The sequence below is a fragment of the Anaerostipes sp. 494a genome, assembly GCF_001940315.1.
GTDB lineage: Bacteria > Bacillota > Clostridia > Lachnospirales > Lachnospiraceae > Anaerostipes > Anaerostipes faecalis.
Window position 1 is genome coordinate 210,802 of sequence record NZ_MJIF01000001.1, and the last position, 22,169, is coordinate 232,970.

Annotated in this window: 23 protein-coding genes; 19 read left to right on the forward strand and 4 right to left on the reverse strand. The window is 35.8% G+C overall.

Annotated elements, in window-relative coordinates:
- Positions 1–26: 26 nt before the first annotated feature.
- Together BHF70_RS01180 and BHF70_RS01185 are read left to right on the forward strand one after the other, a co-directional pair.
- A complete protein-coding gene (locus tag BHF70_RS01180) occupies positions 27–695 on the forward strand; it encodes an acyltransferase (protein ID WP_075758542.1) in 669 nt (222 codons plus the stop codon).
- A 19-nt stretch (positions 696–714) separates the two neighbouring features.
- Entirely contained in the window at positions 715–1,593 is an 879-nt protein-coding gene (locus tag BHF70_RS01185) for a hypothetical protein (protein ID WP_192846086.1), read from the forward strand.
- Between the two features lie 54 nt (positions 1,594–1,647).
- On the opposite strand, the gene BHF70_RS01190 is transcribed toward BHF70_RS01185, so the two are convergent.
- Both BHF70_RS01190 and BHF70_RS01195 read right to left on the reverse strand, forming a co-directional pair.
- On the reverse strand, positions 1,648–1,923 hold the full coding sequence (locus BHF70_RS01190) for a hypothetical protein (RefSeq protein WP_075758543.1): 276 nt from the start codon (positions 1,921–1,923) through the stop codon (positions 1,648–1,650).
- A gap of 279 nt (positions 1,924–2,202) precedes the next feature.
- Complete coding sequence (locus BHF70_RS01195) at positions 2,203–3,069, reverse strand: phosphoribosylaminoimidazolesuccinocarboxamide synthase (RefSeq protein WP_075758544.1); 867 nt, start codon at positions 3,067–3,069, stop codon at positions 2,203–2,205.
- Between the two features lie 328 nt (positions 3,070–3,397).
- Between BHF70_RS01195 and pflB the strand changes: the two genes are divergently transcribed.
- From pflB to BHF70_RS01220, 5 genes are all read left to right on the forward strand, one after another.
- Complete coding sequence (pflB, locus tag BHF70_RS01200; RefSeq protein ID WP_075758545.1) at positions 3,398–5,650, forward strand: formate C-acetyltransferase; 2,253 nt, start codon at positions 3,398–3,400, stop codon at positions 5,648–5,650.
- Between the two features lie 9 nt (positions 5,651–5,659).
- Positions 5,660–6,394, forward strand: coding sequence for a pyruvate formate-lyase-activating protein (gene pflA / locus BHF70_RS01205; protein ID WP_075758546.1), 735 nt, complete (start codon positions 5,660–5,662; stop codon positions 6,392–6,394).
- Between the two features lie 236 nt (positions 6,395–6,630).
- A complete protein-coding gene (locus BHF70_RS01210; RefSeq protein ID WP_075758547.1) occupies positions 6,631–7,092 on the forward strand; it encodes a hypothetical protein in 462 nt (153 codons plus the stop codon).
- A gap of 1 nt (position 7,093) precedes the next feature.
- The gene (locus tag BHF70_RS01215) at positions 7,094–7,672 is read left to right on the forward strand and encodes a GNAT family N-acetyltransferase (protein ID WP_075758548.1); all 579 of its coding nucleotides are present in this window, start codon (positions 7,094–7,096) and stop codon (positions 7,670–7,672) included.
- Positions 7,673–7,685: 13 nt separating this feature from the next.
- Complete coding sequence (locus tag BHF70_RS01220; protein ID WP_075758549.1) at positions 7,686–8,495, forward strand: MBL fold metallo-hydrolase; 810 nt, start codon at positions 7,686–7,688, stop codon at positions 8,493–8,495.
- Positions 8,496–8,602: 107 nt separating this feature from the next.
- On the opposite strand, the gene BHF70_RS01225 is transcribed toward BHF70_RS01220, so the two are convergent.
- A complete protein-coding gene (locus tag BHF70_RS01225; protein ID WP_075758550.1) occupies positions 8,603–9,385 on the reverse strand; it encodes a glycyl-radical enzyme activating protein in 783 nt (260 codons plus the stop codon).
- Between the two features lie 203 nt (positions 9,386–9,588).
- Between BHF70_RS01225 and BHF70_RS01230 the strand changes: the two genes are divergently transcribed.
- Entirely contained in the window at positions 9,589–11,994 is a 2,406-nt protein-coding gene (locus BHF70_RS01230) for a glycyl radical protein (protein ID WP_075758551.1), read from the forward strand.
- Positions 11,995–12,229: 235 nt separating this feature from the next.
- Here BHF70_RS01230 and BHF70_RS01235 read toward each other — a convergent pair whose 3' ends face one another.
- Positions 12,230–12,976: a DeoR/GlpR family DNA-binding transcription regulator gene (locus tag BHF70_RS01235; protein ID WP_075758552.1), complete on the reverse strand. Its 747-nt coding sequence runs from the start codon at positions 12,974–12,976 to the stop codon at positions 12,230–12,232.
- A 292-nt stretch (positions 12,977–13,268) separates the two neighbouring features.
- On the opposite strand from BHF70_RS01235, the gene BHF70_RS12820 reads away from it, so the two are divergent.
- From BHF70_RS12820 to rseP, 11 genes are all read left to right on the forward strand, one after another.
- The gene (locus BHF70_RS12820; protein ID WP_083638459.1) at positions 13,269–14,510 is read left to right on the forward strand and encodes a Rid family hydrolase; all 1,242 of its coding nucleotides are present in this window, start codon (positions 13,269–13,271) and stop codon (positions 14,508–14,510) included.
- Between the two features lie 81 nt (positions 14,511–14,591).
- Entirely contained in the window at positions 14,592–15,041 is a 450-nt protein-coding gene (mscL, locus tag BHF70_RS01245) for a large conductance mechanosensitive channel protein MscL (protein WP_075758554.1), read from the forward strand.
- A complete protein-coding gene (gene thiW, locus BHF70_RS01250; RefSeq protein WP_075758555.1) occupies positions 15,038–15,547 on the forward strand; it encodes an energy coupling factor transporter S component ThiW in 510 nt (169 codons plus the stop codon). Before mscL ends, thiW begins: the two co-directional genes overlap by 4 nt.
- Before the next feature lie 289 nt (positions 15,548–15,836).
- Positions 15,837–16,349, forward strand: coding sequence for a CarD family transcriptional regulator (locus BHF70_RS01255; RefSeq protein WP_075758556.1), 513 nt, complete (start codon positions 15,837–15,839; stop codon positions 16,347–16,349).
- A 104-nt stretch (positions 16,350–16,453) separates the two neighbouring features.
- Positions 16,454–16,834, forward strand: a complete 381-nt coding sequence (locus BHF70_RS01260; protein ID WP_075758557.1) for a hypothetical protein — start codon at positions 16,454–16,456, stop codon at positions 16,832–16,834.
- 213 nt (positions 16,835–17,047) lie between these two features.
- On the forward strand, positions 17,048–17,746 hold the full coding sequence (gene pyrH / locus BHF70_RS01265) for a UMP kinase (RefSeq protein WP_075760485.1): 699 nt from the start codon (positions 17,048–17,050) through the stop codon (positions 17,744–17,746).
- Positions 17,747–17,763: 17 nt separating this feature from the next.
- Complete coding sequence (frr, locus tag BHF70_RS01270) at positions 17,764–18,309, forward strand: ribosome recycling factor (protein ID WP_075758558.1); 546 nt, start codon at positions 17,764–17,766, stop codon at positions 18,307–18,309.
- An 89-nt stretch (positions 18,310–18,398) separates the two neighbouring features.
- On the forward strand, positions 18,399–19,106 hold the full coding sequence (locus BHF70_RS01275; RefSeq protein ID WP_075758559.1) for an isoprenyl transferase: 708 nt from the start codon (positions 18,399–18,401) through the stop codon (positions 19,104–19,106).
- Between the two features lie 5 nt (positions 19,107–19,111).
- Positions 19,112–19,924 carry a phosphatidate cytidylyltransferase gene (locus BHF70_RS01280; protein WP_075758560.1) on the forward strand — a complete coding sequence of 271 codons (813 nt, stop codon included), beginning with the start codon at positions 19,112–19,114 and terminating at the stop codon, positions 19,922–19,924.
- 1 nt (position 19,925) lies between these two features.
- On the forward strand, positions 19,926–21,077 hold the full coding sequence (locus BHF70_RS01285) for a 1-deoxy-D-xylulose-5-phosphate reductoisomerase (protein ID WP_075758561.1): 1,152 nt from the start codon (positions 19,926–19,928) through the stop codon (positions 21,075–21,077).
- 57 nt (positions 21,078–21,134) lie between these two features.
- Positions 21,135–22,169, forward strand: coding sequence for an RIP metalloprotease RseP (rseP, locus tag BHF70_RS01290; protein WP_075758562.1), 1,035 nt, complete (start codon positions 21,135–21,137; stop codon positions 22,167–22,169).

Genomic DNA, 22,169 nt, shown 5'->3' on the forward strand with positions numbered 1-22,169 from the left:
AATAGATATCCGAAAGGAGTATGAAGATGGAACAATTAAAAAATCAGAGTTTATTTTTGAATATGGATCAGACCATTGCAGGAGAATTGTTTGAGCATACTACATATCCATGGGAGATTCTTCCTTTGATCAAAGATTTTATTTTAAAGAAAGGACCAGAACTTCCAGCAGATGAGTATGATCAGGTTCAGGATGATGTCTGGATTGCCAAGACAGCAACCATTGCCAGGACAGCAACCATCAATGGGCCGGCAATCATAGGACCGGGAACAGAGGTTCGTCCAGGAGCTTTTATTCGTGGAAATGCACTTATTGGAGCTGATTGTGTGGTAGGCAATTCAACAGAAATAAAAAATGATATTTTATTTAATAATGTGCAGGTTCCCCATTATAATTATGTTGGAGACTCTATTCTTGGATATAAATCGCACATGGGTGCAGGTTCTATCACATCTAATGTAAAATCTGACAAAACAAATGTAGTTATTAAGTGTGGTGATAAAGGAATTGAAACCGGAAGGAAAAAAATCGGGGCCATTCTTGGAGATCGAGTGGAAGTAGGATGTGGTACAATCCTCAATCCTGGATCTGTAGTTGGACATGATACAAATATTTATCCATTATCCATGGTCCGAGGTTATATTAAACCGGAAAGTATTTATAAGAGGGCAGGAGAAGTTGCAGAAAAATACTAAATCTGGAAAGGAAATGCATATGAAGAATAGAAAGTATGTTTTGACATTTGCAGCCGCACTCTGTTTATCCATAGGTTTAACCGGATGTAAACCTTCGAAAGAAGATGTTGTGGAATCTGATTATTATCAGGAATTAAAAGAAGAAAACAGCAAACTTTTCAATCAGCTGAAAGCAGAAAAGAAACAGACCAGTTCTCTTGAAAAAAAGATTGAAGCGATTCATGAAACCTCTGGTGATCAGAAGCTGGCGGAATACAAAAAAAAGGTTGCGGATAGTAATATTGTTAAAGTTGTATTTGGATCAAAAGAGACAAAAGAGAGGAATTTTGCTGTCACTAATACGCCGGTTTGCAATTATGTGAAAAATATTGTTGCTGATTGTTATCGTATGATCGGTATTTCGGCTAACGACCTGGAAAAGGAATATGATCAGGCTTATTCTTATGCATTGGTTGATGAAGATAATACCACATATGAGTTTAATGTATATGGAAACAGCTATATTGTGTTTGACGCAATTCCGGCGAATGTTTATGCTTTTAATAATGCTTCTGTAGTAGGAGATGGTTTGATAGATGCAAAGCTTCAGAAAAAATATTCAGACATTTGGCAACACATGGCAGATGCGCAGATTGTTGTATCAGATGAAAAAATGAAATTTAACAGTACAGCTATCCGGGTTTCAAAACTTCTTAAAGGAGCCGAAAAGTATGAGTCAGATAATGCTGAACTGAATACAGATGACTGGAATGAATACCGTTTTTATACATACGGAACTGTAATCAAACTTCGGCTGGGAAATGATAATATCATATGTGTTGAGAAAAAAAACGAGAAGAAAAGTTATTATCAGTTATCAGATAAGAACATGAAAAAGCTTGAAAAAATTTTAAAGTAGAATTTCCTATGTAATAAAAAATCTCCAAAAAACTTTGGAGATTTTTATTTTGTCTTATTTTAAGAAAGACGGATTTAATTCCTGAATCTGATCCATTTCATCAACAATTGGCTGAATTTTATCTTTATAATAGCTGCAGGATGTTTTACAGTATTCGCCGTTGAAAACAGTTATGTATTGGCAGTTAGTCTGAGAAAGATTAAAACCATCAGGAATATGTTTTAGTTCTGTACATCTGGTTTTCAGAAGTTCATCTTTTCTATTTTTTAATTCATGCCATCGATTCTTTAAGGATCTTTCGTTGCTGTTTTGATATTCTGGTGTTATCATTTCAATTCCTCCTCACCCTGTCATTTATTATACAGTATATAAAATGAAAAATAAAAGGTTTATACAAAAGAAAGTATTAAATTTTTATTAATTAATCTGATAATTAAAGGTGAAAACTTATTTTTATTGATAAATTAAATATTTAGAAGTGATAATTTCATGAAATATGGAAAAACTTTTATGCTTTAGCGTAATAAGTTCTTTCCTAATGAAAGAAAAATAAAATCGCTTGACTTTAAGAATAAATTAACCATTCCTAAAAGTTAAGCGATTTTTTAATTAAAGATCTTTTCCTGTTAATAATTTGTAAGCCTGAAGGTATTTATCAATTGTTTTATCTACAATATCCTGTGGCAGCTTCCAGTCATGATCATTTTGTTTTAACCAGTCACGGGCAAACTGCTTGTCAAAAGATGGCTGGCCATGTCCTGGTTCATAACCATCAGCAGGCCAGAAACGGGAACTGTCAGGGGTCAGCATTTCATCTCCAAGGACGATATTTCCTTCTTCATCTAAACCAAATTCAAATTTTGTATCAGCAATGATAATTCCACGGCTTAATGCATAATCCGCACATTTTTTGTAAAGTGCGATGGTGTAGTCACGTAGTTTTGTTGCATATTCTTCACCTTTACCAGGGAATTGTTTTTCCAAAACATCAATGCTTTGTTCGAAGGAGATATTTTCATCATGATCTCCGATTTCTGCTTTTGTGGATGGTGTATAAATCGGTTCCGGAAGTTTATCAGATTCTTTTAAACCTTCAGGAAGGGTGATTCCACATACAGTACCATTTTCCTGATAGCTTCCCCATCCGCTTCCTGTGATATATCCGCGAACGATACATTCGATTGGAAGCATATTTAATTTACGGCACATCATACTGTTTCCGTCAAATTTTTCCTGCTGGAAAAATTCAGGCATGTCTTTTACGTCAACGGAGATCATATGGTTTGGAAGAATATCCTGTGTCATATCAAACCAGAATTTAGACATTTGAGTCAGTACAGTTCCCTTTTTTGTGACATCATTTTTCAAAATGACATCAAAACAGCTAATACGGTCCGTTGCAACCATGATCAGGCTATCCCCGTTATCATAGATTTCGCGAACTTTTCCTTCTTTAATAGGTTTCATCTCATTCATTCATTTTTACCTCGCTATTAGATTATTAAAAGTTTAAGAACATGTTTCATTCTTTCCTTAATAATATAATATTAATTGGCAAAAAAATAAAGCCCCGATTGAATTAAGGGCGGAAAAATTTTACATAGGCTTTACCAGATCGTAACAGACAAAACTCCATATATCAGTTCCATCATAAAAACTTATAATGGGAAATAGCCCGTTGAAGAAATTTTTCACAGGAGCGTGTTGTATCCAATTAAAATTACTGTTATAATTTAAAAAGTCGGTTAAGACCGGCCAAGTAACTACATTCTCAAATAAGTATGAAAGATCGGAGGCATATAAAATGAGAAATTTTGAAGAATGGGAAGGCTTTGGTGGCCGTCTTTGGAAAGAAGAAATTAACACCAGAGATTTCATTCAGGAAAATTATGAACCTTATGATGGAGATGAGAGTTTCTTAGCAGACCCTACTGAAGCAACAGATAAGTTATGGGGAATCCTTCAGCAGTTACAGAAGGAAGAACGTGCTAAGGGTGGTGTATTGGATATGGATACAGATATTGTATCATCCCTGACTTCTCATGGCCCTGGATATATTAGTGAAGAAACAAAAGATTTGGAAAAAGTTGTTGGACTTCAGACTGACAAACCTTTAAAACGTGCCTTTATGCCATTTGGTGGAATCAAAATGGCAGAAGAAGCATGCCGAAATTACGGATATGAGCCAAGTCCTGAATTGCATAAGATTTTTACAGAATATGCAAGAACACATAACCAGGGTGTATTTGATACATACACACCGGAAATGAAAAAAGCACGTCATAATAAGATCATCACAGGACTTCCGGATACATACGGACGTGGACGTATTGTTGGTGATTATCGTCGTGTAGCTTTGTATGGTATTGATGTTTTATTAGAAGAAAAAGAAGCAGATTTTGCAAACTGTGGGTCAGGTTCTATGACAGAAGATATTGTACGTCAGCGTGAAGAACTGGCATTACAGAAAAATGCATTAAAAGGCATGAAGGAAATGGCCAAGATTTATGGATATGATATTTCCAGACCTGCAAAAAATGCAAAAGAAGCTTTCCAGTGGGTATATTTTGCTTATTTAGCTGCCATTAAAACACAAAATGGTGCTGCAATGAGTATCGGTCGTGTATCAACATTCCTTGATATCTATATCCAGAGAGACTTGAAAAAAGGTATTTTAACAGAAAAAGAAGCACAGGAACTGGTTGACCATATGACGATGAAATTCAGAATGGTTAAATTTGCACGTATTCCATCTTATAACCAGTTGTTCTCCGGAGACCCTGTCTGGGCAACCCTTGACCTGGCCGGAATTGGAGTAGATGGTCGTTCTATGGTTACAAAAACAGATTTCCGATTCCTGCATACTCTGGAAAATATGGGACCTTCTCCGGAACCAAATATTACAATTTTATATTCTTCTGCATTACCGGAGAACTTTAAGAAATATGCAGCAGATATTTCAATCAAAACAAGTTCTGTGCAGTATGAAAATGATGATGTAATGAAACCTATCTGGGGTGATGATTATGCAATCTGCTGCTGCGTATCTGCAACACAGACAGGAAAAGAAATGCAGTTCTTCGGAGCAAGAGCTAACCTTGCAAAATGCCTGCTTTATGCGATCAACGGTGGAGTCGATGAAAAGACAGGACAGCAGGTAGGACCTGAATATAAACCAATTTCTTCTGAATACTTAGATTATGATGAAGTTATGGAAAAATATGACATGATGATGGACTGGCTGGTTGATCTTTATGTAAATACATTGAATCTGATCCAGTATATGCATGATAAATATTACTATGAATCAGCATTGATGGCATTGATCGATACAGATGTCCGCAGAACATTTGCAACAGGTATCGCAGGATTCTCACATGCAGTAGATTCTTTAAGTGCCATTAAGTATGCAAAAGTTAAAACAATTCGTAATGAATCCGGAATTGCTGTAGATTATGAAATTGAAGGAGATTTCCCTAAATATGGAAATGATGATGACCGTGCCGATGAAATTGCGGTATGGCTGTTAAGAACATTTTTAGCTAAGATTAAAAAACATCATACATATCGTGATTCTGAGCCAACAACTTCTATTCTTACGATTACATCTAACGTTGTATATGGAAAAGCAACAGGAAGTATGCCGGATGGAAGACCGGCAGGAAAACCATTATCACCAGGAGCAAATCCAAGCTATGGTGCAGAACAAAATGGATTACTGGCATCTTTGAACTCTGTGGCAAAACTTCCATATGAGTGGGCATTGGATGGTATTTCTAATACACAGACCATCAATCCGGATGCGTTAGGACATGAAGACCAGGAAAGAATTGACAATCTGGTTCGAGTAATGGATGGATATTTCAATCAGGGTGCTCATCATCTGAATGTAAACGTATTTGGAAAAGAAAAACTGATCGATGCAATGGAACATCCGGAAAAAGAAGAATATGCAAACTTTACAATCCGTGTTTCAGGATATGCAGTTAAATTCATCGATCTGACAAGAGAGCAACAGATGGATGTTATTTCCAGAACATGCCATAAAACAATGTAACGGATGGAAATGAATCATATGACTACAGGGAAAATTCATTCTTTGGAAACTTTTGGATTGGTGGATGGTCCCGGAGTAAGATTTGTGATCTTTATGCAAGGGTGCCATATGCGATGTCAATATTGTCATAATCCGGAAACCTGGGCAGAAGATGCGGGGGAAGAATGGACACCGAAAGATTTGATCGACCGGGCATGTCGATACAAGATGTATTGGGGAGATAATGGAGGAATTACTGTCAGTGGCGGGGAACCGCTACTGCAGTTAGACTTCCTGACAGAGTTTTTCCGCCTGGCGAAAGAAAGAGGGATCCATACAACCATTGACACTTCCGGCAATCCATTTACAAAAGAAGAACCTTTTTACAGCAAATGGCTGGAATTAATGAAATATACGGATCTCGTTATGTTGGATATAAAGGAAATGGACAACCAGAAACATAAAAAGTTAACGGGATGGGAAAATTCTAATATTCTGGAAATGGCAGAAGAATTATCAAAATTAAACATTGATTTATGGATTCGACATGTACTGGTTCCAGGCCTGACAGATGATGAAACAGGTCTGCTGGAATTAAAAGAGTTCATGGAACATCTTCATAATGTAAAGAAATTTGAAATTCTGCCTTATCACACACTAGGTGTGTTTAAATGGAGAAATCTTGGGATATCTTATCCTCTGGAAGATGTACCACAGCCGACAGAAGCCGAAGTCCAGAGCGCACAGAAAATCTTTAACAACTGATAAATTTTCTTATTACATTATAATAAGTGGACAATTAGAAAGAGATTTTATATAATAGGGGTGGTTAGTTTGGACTAATCACCCTTGTTAAAATAAAAAAACAAAGCCAGAAAAATCAACCGTACTTCCTTCCGGTTGATTTTTTATTATTCTTTATTTATAGTATAATGTACAAGAATATAAGGCAATAGAATAAAAAGATATCAGATTCGAGATAGTAAAAAGGCAGGATTTTTATGCAGATAATTACAAAAAAAGATATAATAACAAATCTTAATAAACAATACGGTATAAAAAAAGGGCGACGTGCCAAGATTATGATGGCTTGTGGAGTGATAGTGGCTTTATTGTGTTTATGTACCGGCTATTTTCTTGGAGCCATTTTAGCAATAGTTTTTTTCCTTTGTGGATTGTCTGACCGAATCAGAAGTGATCATAATAGAAAGAAAATCGAAGCAGGAGATTTTGTTGTAAAAAAAGGAATTTGTATTTCGAAGAATATTCATGGAAATGCCAGTGGTATCAGGAGGAATATCTATTTTAATAATGGAGATGTCTATAGAGTTCCTCAGGAAGATAAAATACTATGGGAGAAAGCTAAAAGAGGAGATTTTTTTTATTTGGTCTATTTCCGGGAATCTGGAGAGATTAAGAAGGTATATCCAGGCAGTGTTGTTGTATATGAAGAGGTGGAATAAGATGAAAGACAATTATAACAATATTATTATTAGAAATGCGCAAATATCTGATGCAGAAGAATTATTGGAAATATATAGACCTTATGTTGAAAACACTGCCATATCTTTTGAATACGAAGTTCCTTCTGTTGAGGAGTTTAAAAACAGAATACAAAAAATTATACGAACATATCCATATCTGGTTGCAATAGAAAATGACCATATTGTTGGATATGCTTATGCATCGCCTTTTCATGTGCGTAAAGCATATCAGTGGTCTGTGGAGACATCTATTTATATAAAAGAAGGAGAGCATCGAAAAGGATATGGGAAAATGATATACTATGCATTAGAAAATGTTTTGAAAAAGCAAAATATTTTAAATCTTAATGCATGTATCGCTTATACAGAAAAAGAGGATCAGTATTTAACCAATGGAAGTAAAAGATTTCATGAACAAATGGGATTCCGGCTTGCGGGTCGATTTCATGAATCCGGTTATAAATTCGGAACATGGTATGATATGATATGGATGGAAAAAATCATAGGTGAACATTTAAATTCACCTATGTCTGTTTTAAAATTTTCAGAAATTCAATAGGAAAGGATATTATATGGTCAGAGCGGTTAATTTAATGGATGATATAGGAACTGATAATGGATGTGTTTGTGAACATGGGCTTAGCTTTTATATAGAAACTCCAAAACATAAACTGTTGGTTGATACAGGAGCTTCTGATAAGTTTTTGAAAAATGCAGAAAAATTATCCATTGATTTAAAGAAAGTTGATACTGTAATATTAAGCCATGGACATTATGATCACGGAGGAGGGATACTTTCTTTTGTCAGAATAAATCCTACAGCAAAAATATATATAAGAGAGAATGCTTTGGAGTGTTATTGTCACGGGGAAAGATATATTGGTATTGATTCTGATATCGGGGCATTACCTCAGGTGGTAATGGTGTCTGGAAATTTGAAAATTGATGAAGAACTGTTTTTGTATACAAATGTAACGGAAAGAAGATTGTGGCCCTCAGGGAATCGGGAATTAATCTGTAAAAAAGAGGGAAAAGTGGTACAAGATGATTTTTCTCATGAACAGTATCTGGTAATACAATGTGAAGAAAAAAGTATTCTGATTTCCGGATGTGCCCACAATGGAATGCTAAATATTTTAAAAAAATATGAAAATATTACAGGAGGAGTTCCGGATTATGTAATCAGTGGATTCCATATGGTGAAAAAACATGGATACAAGGAAGAAGATTTTGAAGTAATTATACAGACAGCAGAAGAATTAAAAAAACTTCCTACAAAGTTTTATACGGGACATTGCACCGGAGAAATTCCGTATAATATTATGAAAGAGATCATGGGAGATCAGATTCAATACATACATTGTGGAGAGCCTGTTTTTTAATTTATCCTTTTTTATATTAATCAAAAGCCCAATCATGGTTTATATGCAAATAGTAAATTTTGTATGATCATGATTGGGCTTTTAATAAATAATAGTTAATGATTGATTTAGAAAAATGCGTGTATGTTATTATCAAGGAAAATCTGCTGAAATTCTTTCAGGTCTTCCTCGTGAAGTGCCGGAACATTTTTATAAACATAATCTTTATCAAGCATTTCATATTTCTTTTCTCCAAATTGGTGGAATGGAAGAAGCTGTACCTTATGAGCCCCTAAAGAAAGAAGCAAATGAGAGAATTCTCTGGCGTCAGAAATAGAATTGTTATATCCGGGGATAACAGGAAGTCTTGGAAGAACTTCTTTTCCAGAATCAATAGCCCATTTCAGATTTTGGAGAATATGTTCATTAGAAACTCCTGTTCCTTCTTTGTGTTTGATACAATCCCAGTGTTTTACATCAAAAAGGAAAAGATCGATATAGGGGGTAATCTTCTGAAAAACCTCAGAGGGAGTAAATCCTGTAGTTTCTATGGCTGTATGAATTCCTTTCGTTTTTAATTCTCTTAAAAGTGTCAGAGCAAATGATGGGTGCATAAAAGCTTCTCCGCCAGATAGAGTAACACCTCCTCCGCTTTCTTCGTAAAAATCTACATCCTGAAGACAAATGTTAATGACTTGCTCTACAGACATAAATTTTCCTTCTTTTATATATTCATTTGAAGTTTCATCCCATAAAGACTGTATTGTCGGATCTTGGCTTTCTGGATTTGCACACCACTTACATCTTAAAGGGCATCCTTTAAAAAATACAACGGTTCGAATCCCTGGTCCGTCATTTAAACTAAATTTTTGAATATTAAAAATAATGCCGGATTCATTTTTCTGTTTCATACCAATGATTCCTTTCTTAGTGTGATTTTCAGATTTTTTACATAAGTTTATCATATCATGATAATCAGGAAACGTAAATAAAAAGTTACGAATGAAATAATACTTACTTTTATCTAAAAATATATTGACATAATTGTCAGAAAACAATATCATATACTTACGAATGAAATGTATAAAAGGTTTAAATCGTAAGGAGAAAACATATGAATAATTATTTTGGTGATCTAACTCCAAGAATGGAAGATTTTCGTGAAGAATTACTCAATGTAAAACCACATGTTTGTGTGGAACGAGCTGTAATTACAACACAGACATATAAGGAAAATCAGGATCAGCCATTGGCAATAAAGCGAGCCTTAATGCTGAAAAACGTATTGGAACAGATGACTATTTTTATTGAGCCACAGACTATGATTGCTGGTAATCAGGCATCCACAAACCGAAGTGCTCCTATTTTCCCTGAATATGCTATGAAATGGGTTATTGATGAATTGGATGAGTTTGAACATCGAGATGGAGATGTTTTCTATATATCAGAAGAGAATAAGCAGAAGTTAAGGGATATTGCACCTTTCTGGGAGCATAATACTTTACTGGACAGAGGATTAGCAGCTTTTCCGCCTCATTCTAAACAGTATTATGATCTTGGAATTATCAAATCTGAAGGAAATATTACTTCAGGAGATGCTCATTGTGCTGTTGATTATGGAAAAATGATGCAGGTAGGTTTAAAAGACTATGCTAGAAGAGCAGAAGAAAAATTAGAATCATTGGATTTAACAGATTATAAAAATATCCAGAAAAGTTTTTTTTATCGTGGAATTATAATTGTTGTTGATGCGGTTCGAACCTTTGCCAATCGTTATGCACAGCTGGCATTACAGACTGCAAAAACAGAAGCAGATTCAAAGAGAAAAGAAGAACTTATGGAAATGAGCCGTATTTTATGCAAGGTTCCATATGAACCGGCTGAAACTTTCCGTGAAGCCGTACAAAGTTTGTGGTTGGTCCATTTGATTCTTCAAATTGAATCCAATGGTCATAGTTTATCTTATGGAAGAATGGATCAGTATCTAGATCCTTATTATGAAGCAGATTTAAAATCTGGAAGAATTACAGAAGATGAAGCATGTGAGCTGATGTGTAATCTCTGGCTGAAAACATACACCATTAACAAAATCCGTTCATGGAGTCATACACAGTTTTCTGCAGGTTCTCCGTTATATCAGAATGTTACGGTTGGAGGACAGACAGTCGATGGAAAAGATGCTACCAATCCAATGTCATGGCTGATTTTAAAAAGTGTTGCAAAATGTCATCTGACTCAGCCAAACCTGACAGTTCGATATCACCATGGATTAAGCGATGCCTTTATGAAAGAATGCGTGGAAGTGGTCCGCTGTGGATTTGGTATGCCTGCTTTCAATAATGATGAAATCATTATTCCAAGTTTTATTGAAAAAGGTGTGAAACCGGAGGATGCTTATAATTACAGTGCCATTGGATGTGTGGAAACAGCAGTCCCTGGAAAATGGGGTTATCGCTGTACGGGAATGAGTTTCTTAAACTTTCCCAAAGCACTGTTGATTGCCATGAATGATGGTGTAGATCCGGGTTCAGGTACCAGGCTTTGTGAGGGAATAGGACATTTCAAAGATTTCGTATCTTTTGATCAGGTCCTGGAATGCTGGAATAAAGTTATCCGTGAAATGTGTCGCCAATGCACGATCATTGATGCCACCTGTGATATGGTTCTGGAACAGGATACGGCAGATATTCTCTGTTCTGCACTGACAGATGATTGTATTGAGCGAGGACTGAATATGAAAGAAGGCGGCGCTGTGTATGATTTCATCAGTGATCTTCAGGTTGGAATTGCTAATCTGGCAGACAGTCTTGCAGCGATTAAAAAAGTTGTTTTTGAGGACAAAGAGATTACTCCGGCTCAATTATGGGATGCTTTGCAGTCTGATTTTTCCGGAGAGGAAAATGAAAAAATCCGTAAGATGCTCCAGGATGCACCTAAATATGGAAATGATGATGATTATGTAGACCATCTGGTTGTTGATGCGTATAATATATATATTGATGAAATGAAAAAATATCATAATAACCGCTATGGGAGGGGACCGATTGGTGGAATTTATTATGCCGGTACATCCTCTATTTCAGCAAACGTGCCTCAAGGTGCAGGTACTCTTGCAACGCCAGATGGAAGAAAGGCTGGAGAACCTCTTGCAGAAGGATGTTCCCCAAGTCATGCAGCAGATAAAAATGGTCCGACAGCGGTTTTAAAAAGTGTTGCCAAACTTCCAACCAGGGAAATCACAGGGGGTGTACTGTTAAATCAGAAAGTTACACCACAAATGTTGTCAAAGGAAGAAAACAAGCAGAAACTAATTATGCTGCTTCATACATTTTTTCACAGATTATATGGATATCATATCCAGTTTAATGTAGTCAGTCGTGAAACGTTGATTGATGCGCAGAAACATCCAGAGAAACATAAAAATTTAATTGTCCGTGTAGCAGGATATAGTGCCTTCTTTCATGTTCTTTCCAAAAAGACACAAGATGATATTATTGAGCGCACGGAGCAGACTTTATAAAAGTAAAACTCCACATGTCATTTTTGAAATGGCTTGTGGAGTTTCACTTTCAAGACTCGCTCGCGAGTCTTGGCGCGGAATTCGGGTCTGCATAGCAGACATACTTCCAATCCTAATTCCTGCGCATCCTCGCGGAGCGTATATCAGATGGGGGATTGAAACCCGCCATTGATACATAATTGTTGCTCACCGCCTACAGAGGCGGGAGTCATCCCTCATCTGATATAAACAAGGATTAAACTGTGATAACTTCAATATTCTGTGCGTCTAACTCTTCAGCTGTCTGTTTAGGGAGCTGTTTATCTGTGATTACAGTCTTTTTCTGATTTTTTAAGTTTAATGGAACAATACCATGCTTTGAAAATTTTTCGCTTTCCGTTAAAATCACAACCTGCTCCGCTTGAGGAGCCATATCGCGAACAGCCTGAGCACGCATCTGATCCCGATTGGTAAAACCTGTTCGAAGAGAATAGCCATCAGTTCCAATAAAAAATAAATCCACACAAAAATTTTCAGCACACTGACGAATCATAGGTCCAACCATAACCTGCGCATCCTGCTGATATATGCCCCCAAGCAAAATGATTTGAAAGCTGGATTTTCCACGGATATAATCAGCAATAAATCCGCTGTTGGTAATAATAGTAAGATCTTTTTTTGATGTTGTTAAGACTTCGGCTAATAAAGCACAGCAGCTTCCGCTTTCAATCATGATCGTATCTCCATTGGAAATAAGAGAAGCTGCTTTAACAGCAATATTTCGTTTTGCTTCGTAATGATAAGCGATCCGGCCATTGATATCGTCACTGCTGCGTAAAATAGCAGAACCGTGTTCGCGAATGATAATTCCTTTTTCTTCTAATTCATCCAGATCTTTTCGGATAGTGACCTGGGAAACGCCTAATTTTTCTGATAAGGCAGAGACTTCTATTTTATGTTCATTGGTTAATAATTCCAATATCTGATGCATACGTTTTTTCATCTCGCAAAACTCCTGTATTTCAAAATGATTTAATACTACCACTATATCATGAAAAAATAAATGAATCAAACACGGAATGCTTTCGAATGAAAGTAAAATCTTGACTTATTCTTATCAGTTGTTTCTCATAGAAAAATATATTTTTTTATTGACTCTGGTATAATACTGTAGTTTAATATAAAATAGTACAAAGAGGTACGGGAATACGCTCTTCTCGTGCTTTTTTTGTGCTGTCTCACAAGGAATAAAGCAGATATGTATGATTTGTTGTGAAAGAGAAAGGAATGTATATATGGATTTAAAAAGACAAAATTATTTTTCTGGTGCTCCAATGGAATTGGTAGATGGATACAGCAGAATGGTACAGACCGGGCCTTTTTTGTTTTGTGGTGGAACTACTAGTGTTCAGCCAGATGGTTCTATGGTTGCGGAAGGAGATTCTTACGGACAAGTTAAATATGTTCTGGAAAAATTAATTAAAATAATTGAAAAAGCAGGTGGAACCAAAGAGGATGTCTATTCTGTGAAAATTTATGCAACACCGAAATTTGATGTAAAGGAAGGATTGCTTGCATATTCAGAGTTTTTTAAGGATGTAAAGCCTTTGTTAAATTGTATTACGATTCAAAAGTTGACACGACCGGCTCAGCTGGTGGAAATTGAAATGAATGCTATTGCAGGATGCAGTAAAGGCTTGAAATGGGAAGGCATTTCCATGGAACGTACCAATTATTTATCTGGATTATCTATCGAAGAAGAAGTTGGATACAGCAGAATGGTAAAAATAGGTCCATTTATATATCTGGGTGGTCTTTCCAGTGAACTTCTGGACGGAACGGTTTACGGAAAAGATGATGCCTGCATCCAAAGTAAATATATTTATCGGAAACAGTTCCAGTGGCTGGCCAAAGCAGGTGCTGCTCCGGAAGATATTGTAAAAGTTAAGAAATATATTACAGAAAAAAATATGAGAACATGGAGAAATTCAAAGGATTTGGAAGATCTTCCAAGAAAATCGGCAGTTTTTTCAAGTGCTATTGTGGAAAAATTAAGACATCCTGATGCAATGGTTCAAACTGAAATTTTTGCAATAGAAGGATGTGGAAAGAATAAAATAAGAGAATCCTGGGGAAATATTGATTTTCGAAAAGAACCAGGAAAAACACAAAATCATGGCTGGGCAGATATAGTAAAAACAGGGCCTTTCCTTTATGGAGGAACCATGCGAAGTCTGGATGAAGAAGGTGTTGTGGTAGGGATTGGAGATTCAGAACGCCAGGAATCATATGTTGTAAAAAGTTTTACAGACTTAATGAATGAAATGGGATTTAAACCGGAAGAAATGGTAAAATTCAAAGCCTATTATACTGCGGATTTTGATTCTTTATATGGTGAAACAGAGACACCGTTTTATGAACGGATTTATAAACCTGTCAAACCATTGTATACAGGTGTTTATGTGTCCAGGGTAGGAACAAAAAGCGAAATTTTTGAGATGGAAATGATGGCGGTAAAAGGCTGTGCGAATGAATAAAAAGGAAAAACTGTTTTAATTTGTCCTGTGGTCATGTTATGATAAAATATATCAGAAAAATTTATACAAAAGGAGATTTATATGAAAAAGAAAGGATTTATTAAAGAATTCCAGGAATTCATAAGTCGTGGAAATGTCATTGACATGGCAGTCGGTGTTATTATCGGAGGTGCTTTCCAGACAATCATTTCTTCTTTGGTAAATGATGTGATAATGCCTTTGATTTCTGTGATTACCGGAGGGATTGATTTTACCATGTGGAAATTAAAACTTGGAGCAGGAGCTGATGCACCGGTTGTTCATTATGGAAATTTGATTACAGCGATTATTAACTTCCTTCTGATGGCATTTGTTATCTTTACATTTATCAAGATTATGAATAACTTAAGAGACAGATTCAGTAAAACTGAAGAAGAAGTACCGGCAGCTCCAGAGACAAAGATTTGTCCATTTTGTTTATCAGAGATTCCTGCAGATGCTGTAAAATGTGCTCATTGCACTTCAGATTTATCAGAAGGTGGTGCAATATGAATTTGAGAAAATTAACGGTTGCTGGGATGTTAGTTGCTTTGTCGGTCATATTATCGACATTTTCCATTCCTATTGGTGCATCCAGATGTTTCCCGATTCAGCATATGGTAAATGTCATAGCAGCAGTTTTCTTAGGACCTTTATATGGTGTTTCCATGGCATTTTGTACATCTCTGATTCGAAATATGATTGGAACCGGAAGTTTACTGGCTTTTCCTGGAAGCATGGCGGGTGCTTTTATCTGTGGATTAGTGTTCTATTATACACATAGAGTTTCTTTGACATGCTTTGGTGAAATCATTGGAACCGGAATTATCGGTGGTATGTTAGCATATCCTATTGCATCATTGATGATGGGACAGGAAGCAGCTTTATTTACTTTTGTAGTGCCGTTTTTAATGAGTACAACAGTTGGAACGATCATAGCATCTGTTATTATTGGAGCACTATATAAAACAAAGGCATATCAGGTTATTGAACAAGTTCTCAAAGAAGAAAATCATTAGGTAAATTATACAAATAATGAGTTCAGGTTTTTTGTAATATTAACTAAAAAATAGAAAAGAGAAAAATAATATTAGCAATAAATATAATAATCTGCTAAAATATAACTAAGAAATAAAAAACCGTTTCACATTATGTGGCATGGTTTTTTTATTATTCAGAACAAAGCGGACAAGTCCGCTTCAACTCCCTCTATCTCTCACTTATGAGGGACTTACTCCGTTACACAGGAGTACCTGAAGATCTGTAAATGAAACAAATATGCATAAAAGCAAAGAAAGGAAGAAAACAATGTTTAAAAAAGGTGACTGCATCGTTTACGGAAGTACTGGTATTTGTGAAGTTTTGGATGTAACGACAATGGATATGGAAGGAATTCCAAATAATAAACTATATTATATTCTAAAGCCGTATCTGAAAAAAGGAAGCGAAATATTTACTCCGGTAGATAACAAAAAAACGGTAATCAGAGACCTGATTTCTGTTAAAGAAGCAAAAGAGCTTCTGCAATGTATAGAAAGTTTAGGTGAATTTAAGGTTACCAATGAGAAATTCAGAGAAGATTGCTACAAACAATGTGTGAGAGGAAGTGACTGTATGGAGATCATGAAGTTAATTAAAACATTACATCTCCGTAAATATAGTCGATTGGTTCAGGGAAAAAATTTCCCTTCCACAGATGAAAGATATTTAAAATTAGCAGAAGATAATTTGTATGCAGAACTGGCTTTTGTTCTGAATAAAGATTCAAAACAAATCAGTGATTATATTGAACAACAGATACATTCCTGTATTCCGGTTTAATCTCCAGCTCATCTCCTTCAGGTCCAGAGCAGATTTCTTGACCTTTTCATCCTTTTATGTTAAGATTTTTTTGCTGACAGAATGTATAATAAGGATGGATTATAATGAAAAAAAATATTTTATTGAAAATCGTATCAGCGATTGTTCTTCTTCAGGGTATATTTCAACTGGTGAACACAGCGCTGATTCTTGGAAATGGAACATCAGGAATTAAGATTTCAATGACTATGTTCTATTTAAGTCTTGTATTCACTTTATTGTATGGGATTGTTGCTTTGATTGGAGGAGTAGCAGGACTGTTCCATGGAAGTGAAATGGATGGGTGTAAAAAGAGTTTTTACTGTGGTCTCGGTTTGATTATATTAAATATCGGTATGCTGTTTATTAATTTTGCAACCGGATCTTTTGATGTTATGCAGTTAGAAGCTTTTATTACTCCGGGATTATATACTATTGTAGCTGTAATAAGCGGACGTTCAAATTAGATTGTTATATGATAGACAATAAAAGAAGGTCGTGTTGCAGAAGCTGATTAAAAATCAGCTTCTCACACGTCCTTTTTATTACATAGAAAATTTAACTTGTTGTGCGATTCCAGTTTTATATAGTTGTTCTTTTTTTTTCAATATGATATAATTTTTCATAGTGATTTTGTAAAAATAAGCAAAAGAGGTAAAACAATGAAAAGTTTAAAAGATATGAACAGAGTACTTTTAAAGCTCAGCGGAGAAGCACTTGCCGGAGACAAAAAAACAGGATTTGATGAAGCTACATGTGTTGATGTGGCTCGTCAGGTTAAAACGCTTGTGGATGAAGGATTACAGGTGGCTATTGTTATTGGCGGAGGTAATTTCTGGCGTGGACGTACCAGTGACAGTATGGAAAGAACAAAAGCTGATCAGATTGGTATGCTTGCAACAGTTATGAACTGTATTTATGTATCTGATGCATTCCGCAGTGCAGGAATGGAAACAGAGGTTTATACACCGTTTGTCTGTGGAGCTTTTACAGAGATGTTTTCAAAGGATAAAGCGGTTCGTGATCTGAATGCAGGTAAAGTTGTATTTTTCGCAGGTGGTACAGGTCATCCATATTTTTCAACAGATACTTCCACAGCATTACGTGCAATTGAGATTGAAGCAGATGCTATTTTACTGGCTAAGTCTATAGATGGTGTTTATGACAGTGATCCTGCTGTTAATAAAGATGCGGTAAAATATGATACATTGACAATGGACGAAGTACTTGAACAGAAACTTGGAGTAATCGATCTTACAGCAACCATTATGTGTCTTGAAAATAAAATGCCATTGGCGGTATTTGGTTTAAATGAAGAAAATAGTATTGAAAATTTAATGAAGGGTGAATTTAACGGTACATATGTTACTGTTTCATAATAGGAGGACAAAAGACTATGTTAAAACAATTTGAAGAAAAAATGGAAAAATCATATGACAGTATGATGAGCGACTTTTTAACAATCCGTGCAGGACGTGCAAATCCACATGTTCTGGACAATGTTAAAGTTGATTATTATGGAGTTGCAACTCCTGTACAGCAGGTTGGAAATATTTCTATTCCGGAGGCAAGAATGATTGTAATCCAGCCATGGGAATCAAATTTATTAAAGGAAATTGAAAAAGCCATTTTAACGTCAGATATTGGAATCACTCCAACAAATGATGGAACTGCAATTCGTCTTAATTTCCCTGAACTGACAGAAGAACGCAGAAAAGATCTGGCAAAAGATGTAAAAAAACGTGGTGAAGCTGCTAAAGTCGCAGTCCGTAATATTCGTCGTGATGCAAATGATTTCCTGAAAAAGCAGAATAAAGCCGGTGAATTAAATGACGATCAGCAGAAAGATTATGAAGATGATGTTCAGAAAATGACAGATAAATTTGTAAAGAAAATTGATGCATCAGTAGAAGCAAAATCAAAAGAAATCATGACAGTTTAATATTGAACAGGGTTGGCATTTCCGTGCCCAGCCCTGTTTAAATTTTTGTAGGCGCTAGATGATGAATCAATTCTTTAGACGGAGGTTATATGGAAAATTTAAATGTTCCACAGCATGTTGCGATTATTCTGGATGGTAATGGGAGATGGGCAAAAAAGAAGCATCTTCCTCGAAATATGGGACATGTTCAGGGAAGTAAAACGGTTGAGAAGATTATTGAGGATGCATATAATTTAGGAATAAAATACCTGACAGTTTATGCTTTTTCTACTGAAAACTGGAAACGTCCGCAGAGTGAAGTGGATGCCCTGATGAAATTGTTGCGTGACTATTTGAAAAATTGTATAAAACGTGCCAATAAAAATAATATGAAAGTCCGTGTTATAGGTGATATTACAGGGCTTTCTGAGGATCTCCAGGATAAGATTGTTGAACTGGAAGAGGCCTCAAAAAATAATACAGGAATTAATTTTACCATTGCGTTAAATTATGGAAGTCGTGATGAGATGGTTCGTGCCATGAAACATATGGCAGAGGATCTGGAATCCGGGAAATTATCAAAAGAAGATATCAGTGAAAGAATATTTAATGATTATCTGGATACAAAAGGTCTTCCTGACCCTGATTTGATGATCCGTACCAGTGGAGAGGAAAGGCTCTCTAATTTCATGCTTTGGCAGCTGGCATATACTGAATTTTATTTTACTGATGTACTCTGGCCTGATTTTAATAAAAAGGAACTTGAAAAAGCGATTGAATACTATAATGGAAGAGATCGCAGATTTGGAGGAATATAAGTTTTATGTTTAAACAAAGATTATTAAGCGGAATTGTACTTGTTATTATTGCTGCTGTAGGTTTGTATATGGGAGGTATAGTGACATTTGGTCTGACATTGATTGTTGCATTGATTGGATACAGTGAGATTCTAAAGATTTTCCATATTGAAAAATCTTCTTTTGCAGTTATCGGTTATACTGGTACCATATTGTATTTTGTTGCATTATTTTTTGATTTAGCTCAATGGACTTCATCTATCATTATTTTATTCTTGATTTTCTTATTAGGGTGTTACGTTATACGTTTTCCTAAATATAAAATGGATCAGATGATGGGCTGTTTCTTCGGATTTGTATATGTTGGTGTTATGCTTTCTTATATATATCAGCTCCGTGTTCTTCAAAATGGAGGAGAGTTTGTTGTACTTTTATTCCTTGCCGCATGGGGAAATGATACATTAGCATATTGTACTGGAATGTTAATCGGTAAACATAAAATGTCACCGGTTTTAAGTCCTAAGAAAAGTGTAGAAGGTTTAATTGGAGGAATTGTTGGTGCTGCAGTTCTTGGAGCAGTTTATGGTATTTATCTGAAATCAACCATTCGTTTTTCATTTAATCCTGTTACAATGTTTGCGTTAATCTGCGCAATTGGTGCTGTTATTTCTGTAATTGGAGATTTGGCAGCATCTGCTATTAAACGTGATGCAGGAATTAAAGATTATGGAACTCTTATTCCTGGTCATGGTGGAATTTTGGATCGATTTGACAGTATTATTTTAATTGCCCCGGTTATTTATTATCTTACGGTTATGATTTCAGGAGGAACCATTTAAGATGAAATATATTTCTATTATTGGATCAACAGGGTCCATAGGAACTCAGACCCTGGACATTGTTCGAAATAATAAAGATATCAAAGTAACTGCTCTTGCAGCGGGAACCAATATCGATCTGCTGGAAAAACAGATTCGTGAATTTTCACCTAAAATTGCTGCTGTTTATGATAAACAGAGAGCAGAGGAGTTAAAACTTCGATTAAAGGATATAACTATAAAGGTGGTTTCCGGGATGGATGGACTGTTGGAGGCTGCCACAGAATCTGAATGTTCCATTGTAGTTACAGCAATCGTTGGCATGATTGGTATCCGGCCAACGATTGCAGCTATGAATGCAGGAAAAGATATTGCACTTGCAAACAAGGAGACTCTGGTTACAGCCGGACATATTATTATGCCGCTGGCTAAGAAACTGGGAGTACGGATTTATCCCGTGGATAGTGAACATTCTGCAATTTTCCAATGTCTTGAAAGTGGCAGGAGAGATGATTTGGATTCTCTTATTATCACTGCTTCCGGAGGACCATTCCGTAAAAAAACCACAGAAGACCTGAAGCAGGTAACAGTTGAAGATGCTCTAAATCATCCTAACTGGTCTATGGGTCGTAAGATAACTATAGATTCAGCAACTCTGGTTAATAAAGGGCTGGAAGTAATCGAAGCAAAATGGTTATTTGATGTTGATTTTGATCATATTCATGTAGTAGTTCAGCCTAAAAGTGTGATACATTCCATGATTCAGTTTCAGGATGGAAGTGTCATTGCCCAGCTTGGAACACCTGACATGAAACTTCCAATTCAGTATGCACTATATTATCCGGAGCATCGTCCTTTACCTGGAGAAAGACTGGATTTTGCAGCATTGAAACAGATCGCTTTTGAGGAGCCACCGGTTGATGTGCTAAAAGGACTTCCTTATGCATATGATGCAGGAAGAATCGGAGGAAGTATGCCGACAGTATTAAATGCAGCCAATGAAAAAGCAGTTGCGATGTTTTTAGACAGAAAAATCCGATTTTTAGATATTTATGATATTATTGAGGATACGATGAATGCTCATACCGTTATAAATGATCCTTCTTTAGATGAAGTACTTGAAACAGAGCAATGGGTATACGATCATATACTGAGAAAGTATCCTGTTGACTGATTGAAGTTTCAATTCTATGACATTTTTAAATTTACAAAATAGAAAGCAGGTAGTTTATTGAACATTATTATTGCAATTTTAATATTTGGTATTATCATTATCGTCCATGAACTTGGGCATTTCCTGATTGCCAAGAAAAATGGTATTCAGGTTGATGAATTTTGTATAGGTTTAGGACCGACGATTATTGGAAAACAGGTAGGAGATACTTTTTATTCAATTAAATTACTGCCTTTTGGCGGTGCATGTATGATGGGTGAGGATGAAGAACGACAGGAGAAAAATGCTTTCAATAATAAATCTGTCTGGGCAAGGATGGCAGTGATTTTTGGCGGGCCTTTCTTTAATTTTGTTTTTGCTTTTATTTTATCACTAATTATGATCGGAATATCCGGTGTTGATATTCCAAAAATTTATTCTGTAGAAAAAAGTTCTCCAGCTGCACAGGCAGGAATAAAAGCCGGAGATATTATGACTGCCGTAGATCATAAAAAAATTCATAATTATCGTGAATTTTCTTATTATATGTTTTTGGATTATAAGCAGGGAGATAAAATTCCGATTACTATAGAACGTAATGGAAGAGAAATAGATATTCAGGTTACTCCGGTTTATAATCAGCAGGAAAATAAGTATATGATCGGTATTACATGGCCTGGATATCAGAAAGTGGGACCATTAAAAACGATCGGATATAGTATTCGTGAAGTTGGTCTTCAGGTGAAACTTACAGTGAAAAGTATTAAAATGCTGATTGGACGACAGCTTGGAATGAAAGATCTTTCCGGCCCTGTTGGTATAGTTAAAACAGTTGGAGATCAATATACACAAGCTTCGCATTATGGCTTTTTAGCTGTATTCTTGACAATGATTAATATGGCGATTCTGATTAGTTCCAATTTAGGAGTTATGAATCTTTTACCACTTCCTGCACTGGATGGTGGTCGATTATTATTTCTGATTATTGAGGCTGTTTGCGGAAAACCTGTTCCAAGAAATCTGGAAGCTGCTGTTCATACGGCGGGACTGATGATTTTAATGGCGTTGATGATTTTTGTTATGTATCAGGATATCACAAAGATTTTCCTCTAA

What these genes read in the sequence shown, in the direction of transcription:
- BHF70_RS01180 (WP_075758542.1), top strand. Translation starts at nt 27, where the DNA reads ATGGAACAATTAAAAAATCAGAGTTTATTTTTGAATATGGATCAGACC.
- BHF70_RS01185 (WP_192846086.1), top strand. Translation starts at nt 715, where the DNA reads ATGAAGAATAGAAAGTATGTTTTGACATTTGCAGCCGCACTCTGTTTA.
- BHF70_RS01190 (WP_075758543.1), bottom strand. Translation starts at nt 1,923, where the DNA reads ATGATAACACCAGAATATCAAAACAGCAACGAAAGATCCTTAAAGAAT.
- BHF70_RS01195 (WP_075758544.1), bottom strand. Translation starts at nt 3,069, where the DNA reads ATGAATGAGATGAAACCTATTAAAGAAGGAAAAGTTCGCGAAATCTAT.
- pflB (WP_075758545.1), top strand. Translation starts at nt 3,398, where the DNA reads ATGAGAAATTTTGAAGAATGGGAAGGCTTTGGTGGCCGTCTTTGGAAA.
- pflA (WP_075758546.1), top strand. Translation starts at nt 5,660, where the DNA reads ATGAATCATATGACTACAGGGAAAATTCATTCTTTGGAAACTTTTGGA.
- BHF70_RS01210 (WP_075758547.1), top strand. Translation starts at nt 6,631, where the DNA reads ATGCAGATAATTACAAAAAAAGATATAATAACAAATCTTAATAAACAA.
- BHF70_RS01215 (WP_075758548.1), top strand. Translation starts at nt 7,094, where the DNA reads ATGAAAGACAATTATAACAATATTATTATTAGAAATGCGCAAATATCT.
- BHF70_RS01220 (WP_075758549.1), top strand. Translation starts at nt 7,686, where the DNA reads ATGGTCAGAGCGGTTAATTTAATGGATGATATAGGAACTGATAATGGA.
- BHF70_RS01225 (WP_075758550.1), bottom strand. Translation starts at nt 9,385, where the DNA reads ATGAAACAGAAAAATGAATCCGGCATTATTTTTAATATTCAAAAATTT.
- BHF70_RS01230 (WP_075758551.1), top strand. Translation starts at nt 9,589, where the DNA reads ATGAATAATTATTTTGGTGATCTAACTCCAAGAATGGAAGATTTTCGT.
- BHF70_RS01235 (WP_075758552.1), bottom strand. Translation starts at nt 12,976, where the DNA reads ATGAAAAAACGTATGCATCAGATATTGGAATTATTAACCAATGAACAT.
- BHF70_RS12820 (WP_083638459.1), top strand. Translation starts at nt 13,269, where the DNA reads ATGGATTTAAAAAGACAAAATTATTTTTCTGGTGCTCCAATGGAATTG.
- mscL (WP_075758554.1), top strand. Translation starts at nt 14,592, where the DNA reads ATGAAAAAGAAAGGATTTATTAAAGAATTCCAGGAATTCATAAGTCGT.
- thiW (WP_075758555.1), top strand. Translation starts at nt 15,038, where the DNA reads ATGAATTTGAGAAAATTAACGGTTGCTGGGATGTTAGTTGCTTTGTCG.
- BHF70_RS01255 (WP_075758556.1), top strand. Translation starts at nt 15,837, where the DNA reads ATGTTTAAAAAAGGTGACTGCATCGTTTACGGAAGTACTGGTATTTGT.
- BHF70_RS01260 (WP_075758557.1), top strand. Translation starts at nt 16,454, where the DNA reads ATGAAAAAAAATATTTTATTGAAAATCGTATCAGCGATTGTTCTTCTT.
- pyrH (WP_075760485.1), top strand. Translation starts at nt 17,048, where the DNA reads ATGAACAGAGTACTTTTAAAGCTCAGCGGAGAAGCACTTGCCGGAGAC.
- frr (WP_075758558.1), top strand. Translation starts at nt 17,764, where the DNA reads ATGTTAAAACAATTTGAAGAAAAAATGGAAAAATCATATGACAGTATG.
- BHF70_RS01275 (WP_075758559.1), top strand. Translation starts at nt 18,399, where the DNA reads ATGGAAAATTTAAATGTTCCACAGCATGTTGCGATTATTCTGGATGGT.
- BHF70_RS01280 (WP_075758560.1), top strand. Translation starts at nt 19,112, where the DNA reads ATGTTTAAACAAAGATTATTAAGCGGAATTGTACTTGTTATTATTGCT.
- BHF70_RS01285 (WP_075758561.1), top strand. Translation starts at nt 19,926, where the DNA reads ATGAAATATATTTCTATTATTGGATCAACAGGGTCCATAGGAACTCAG.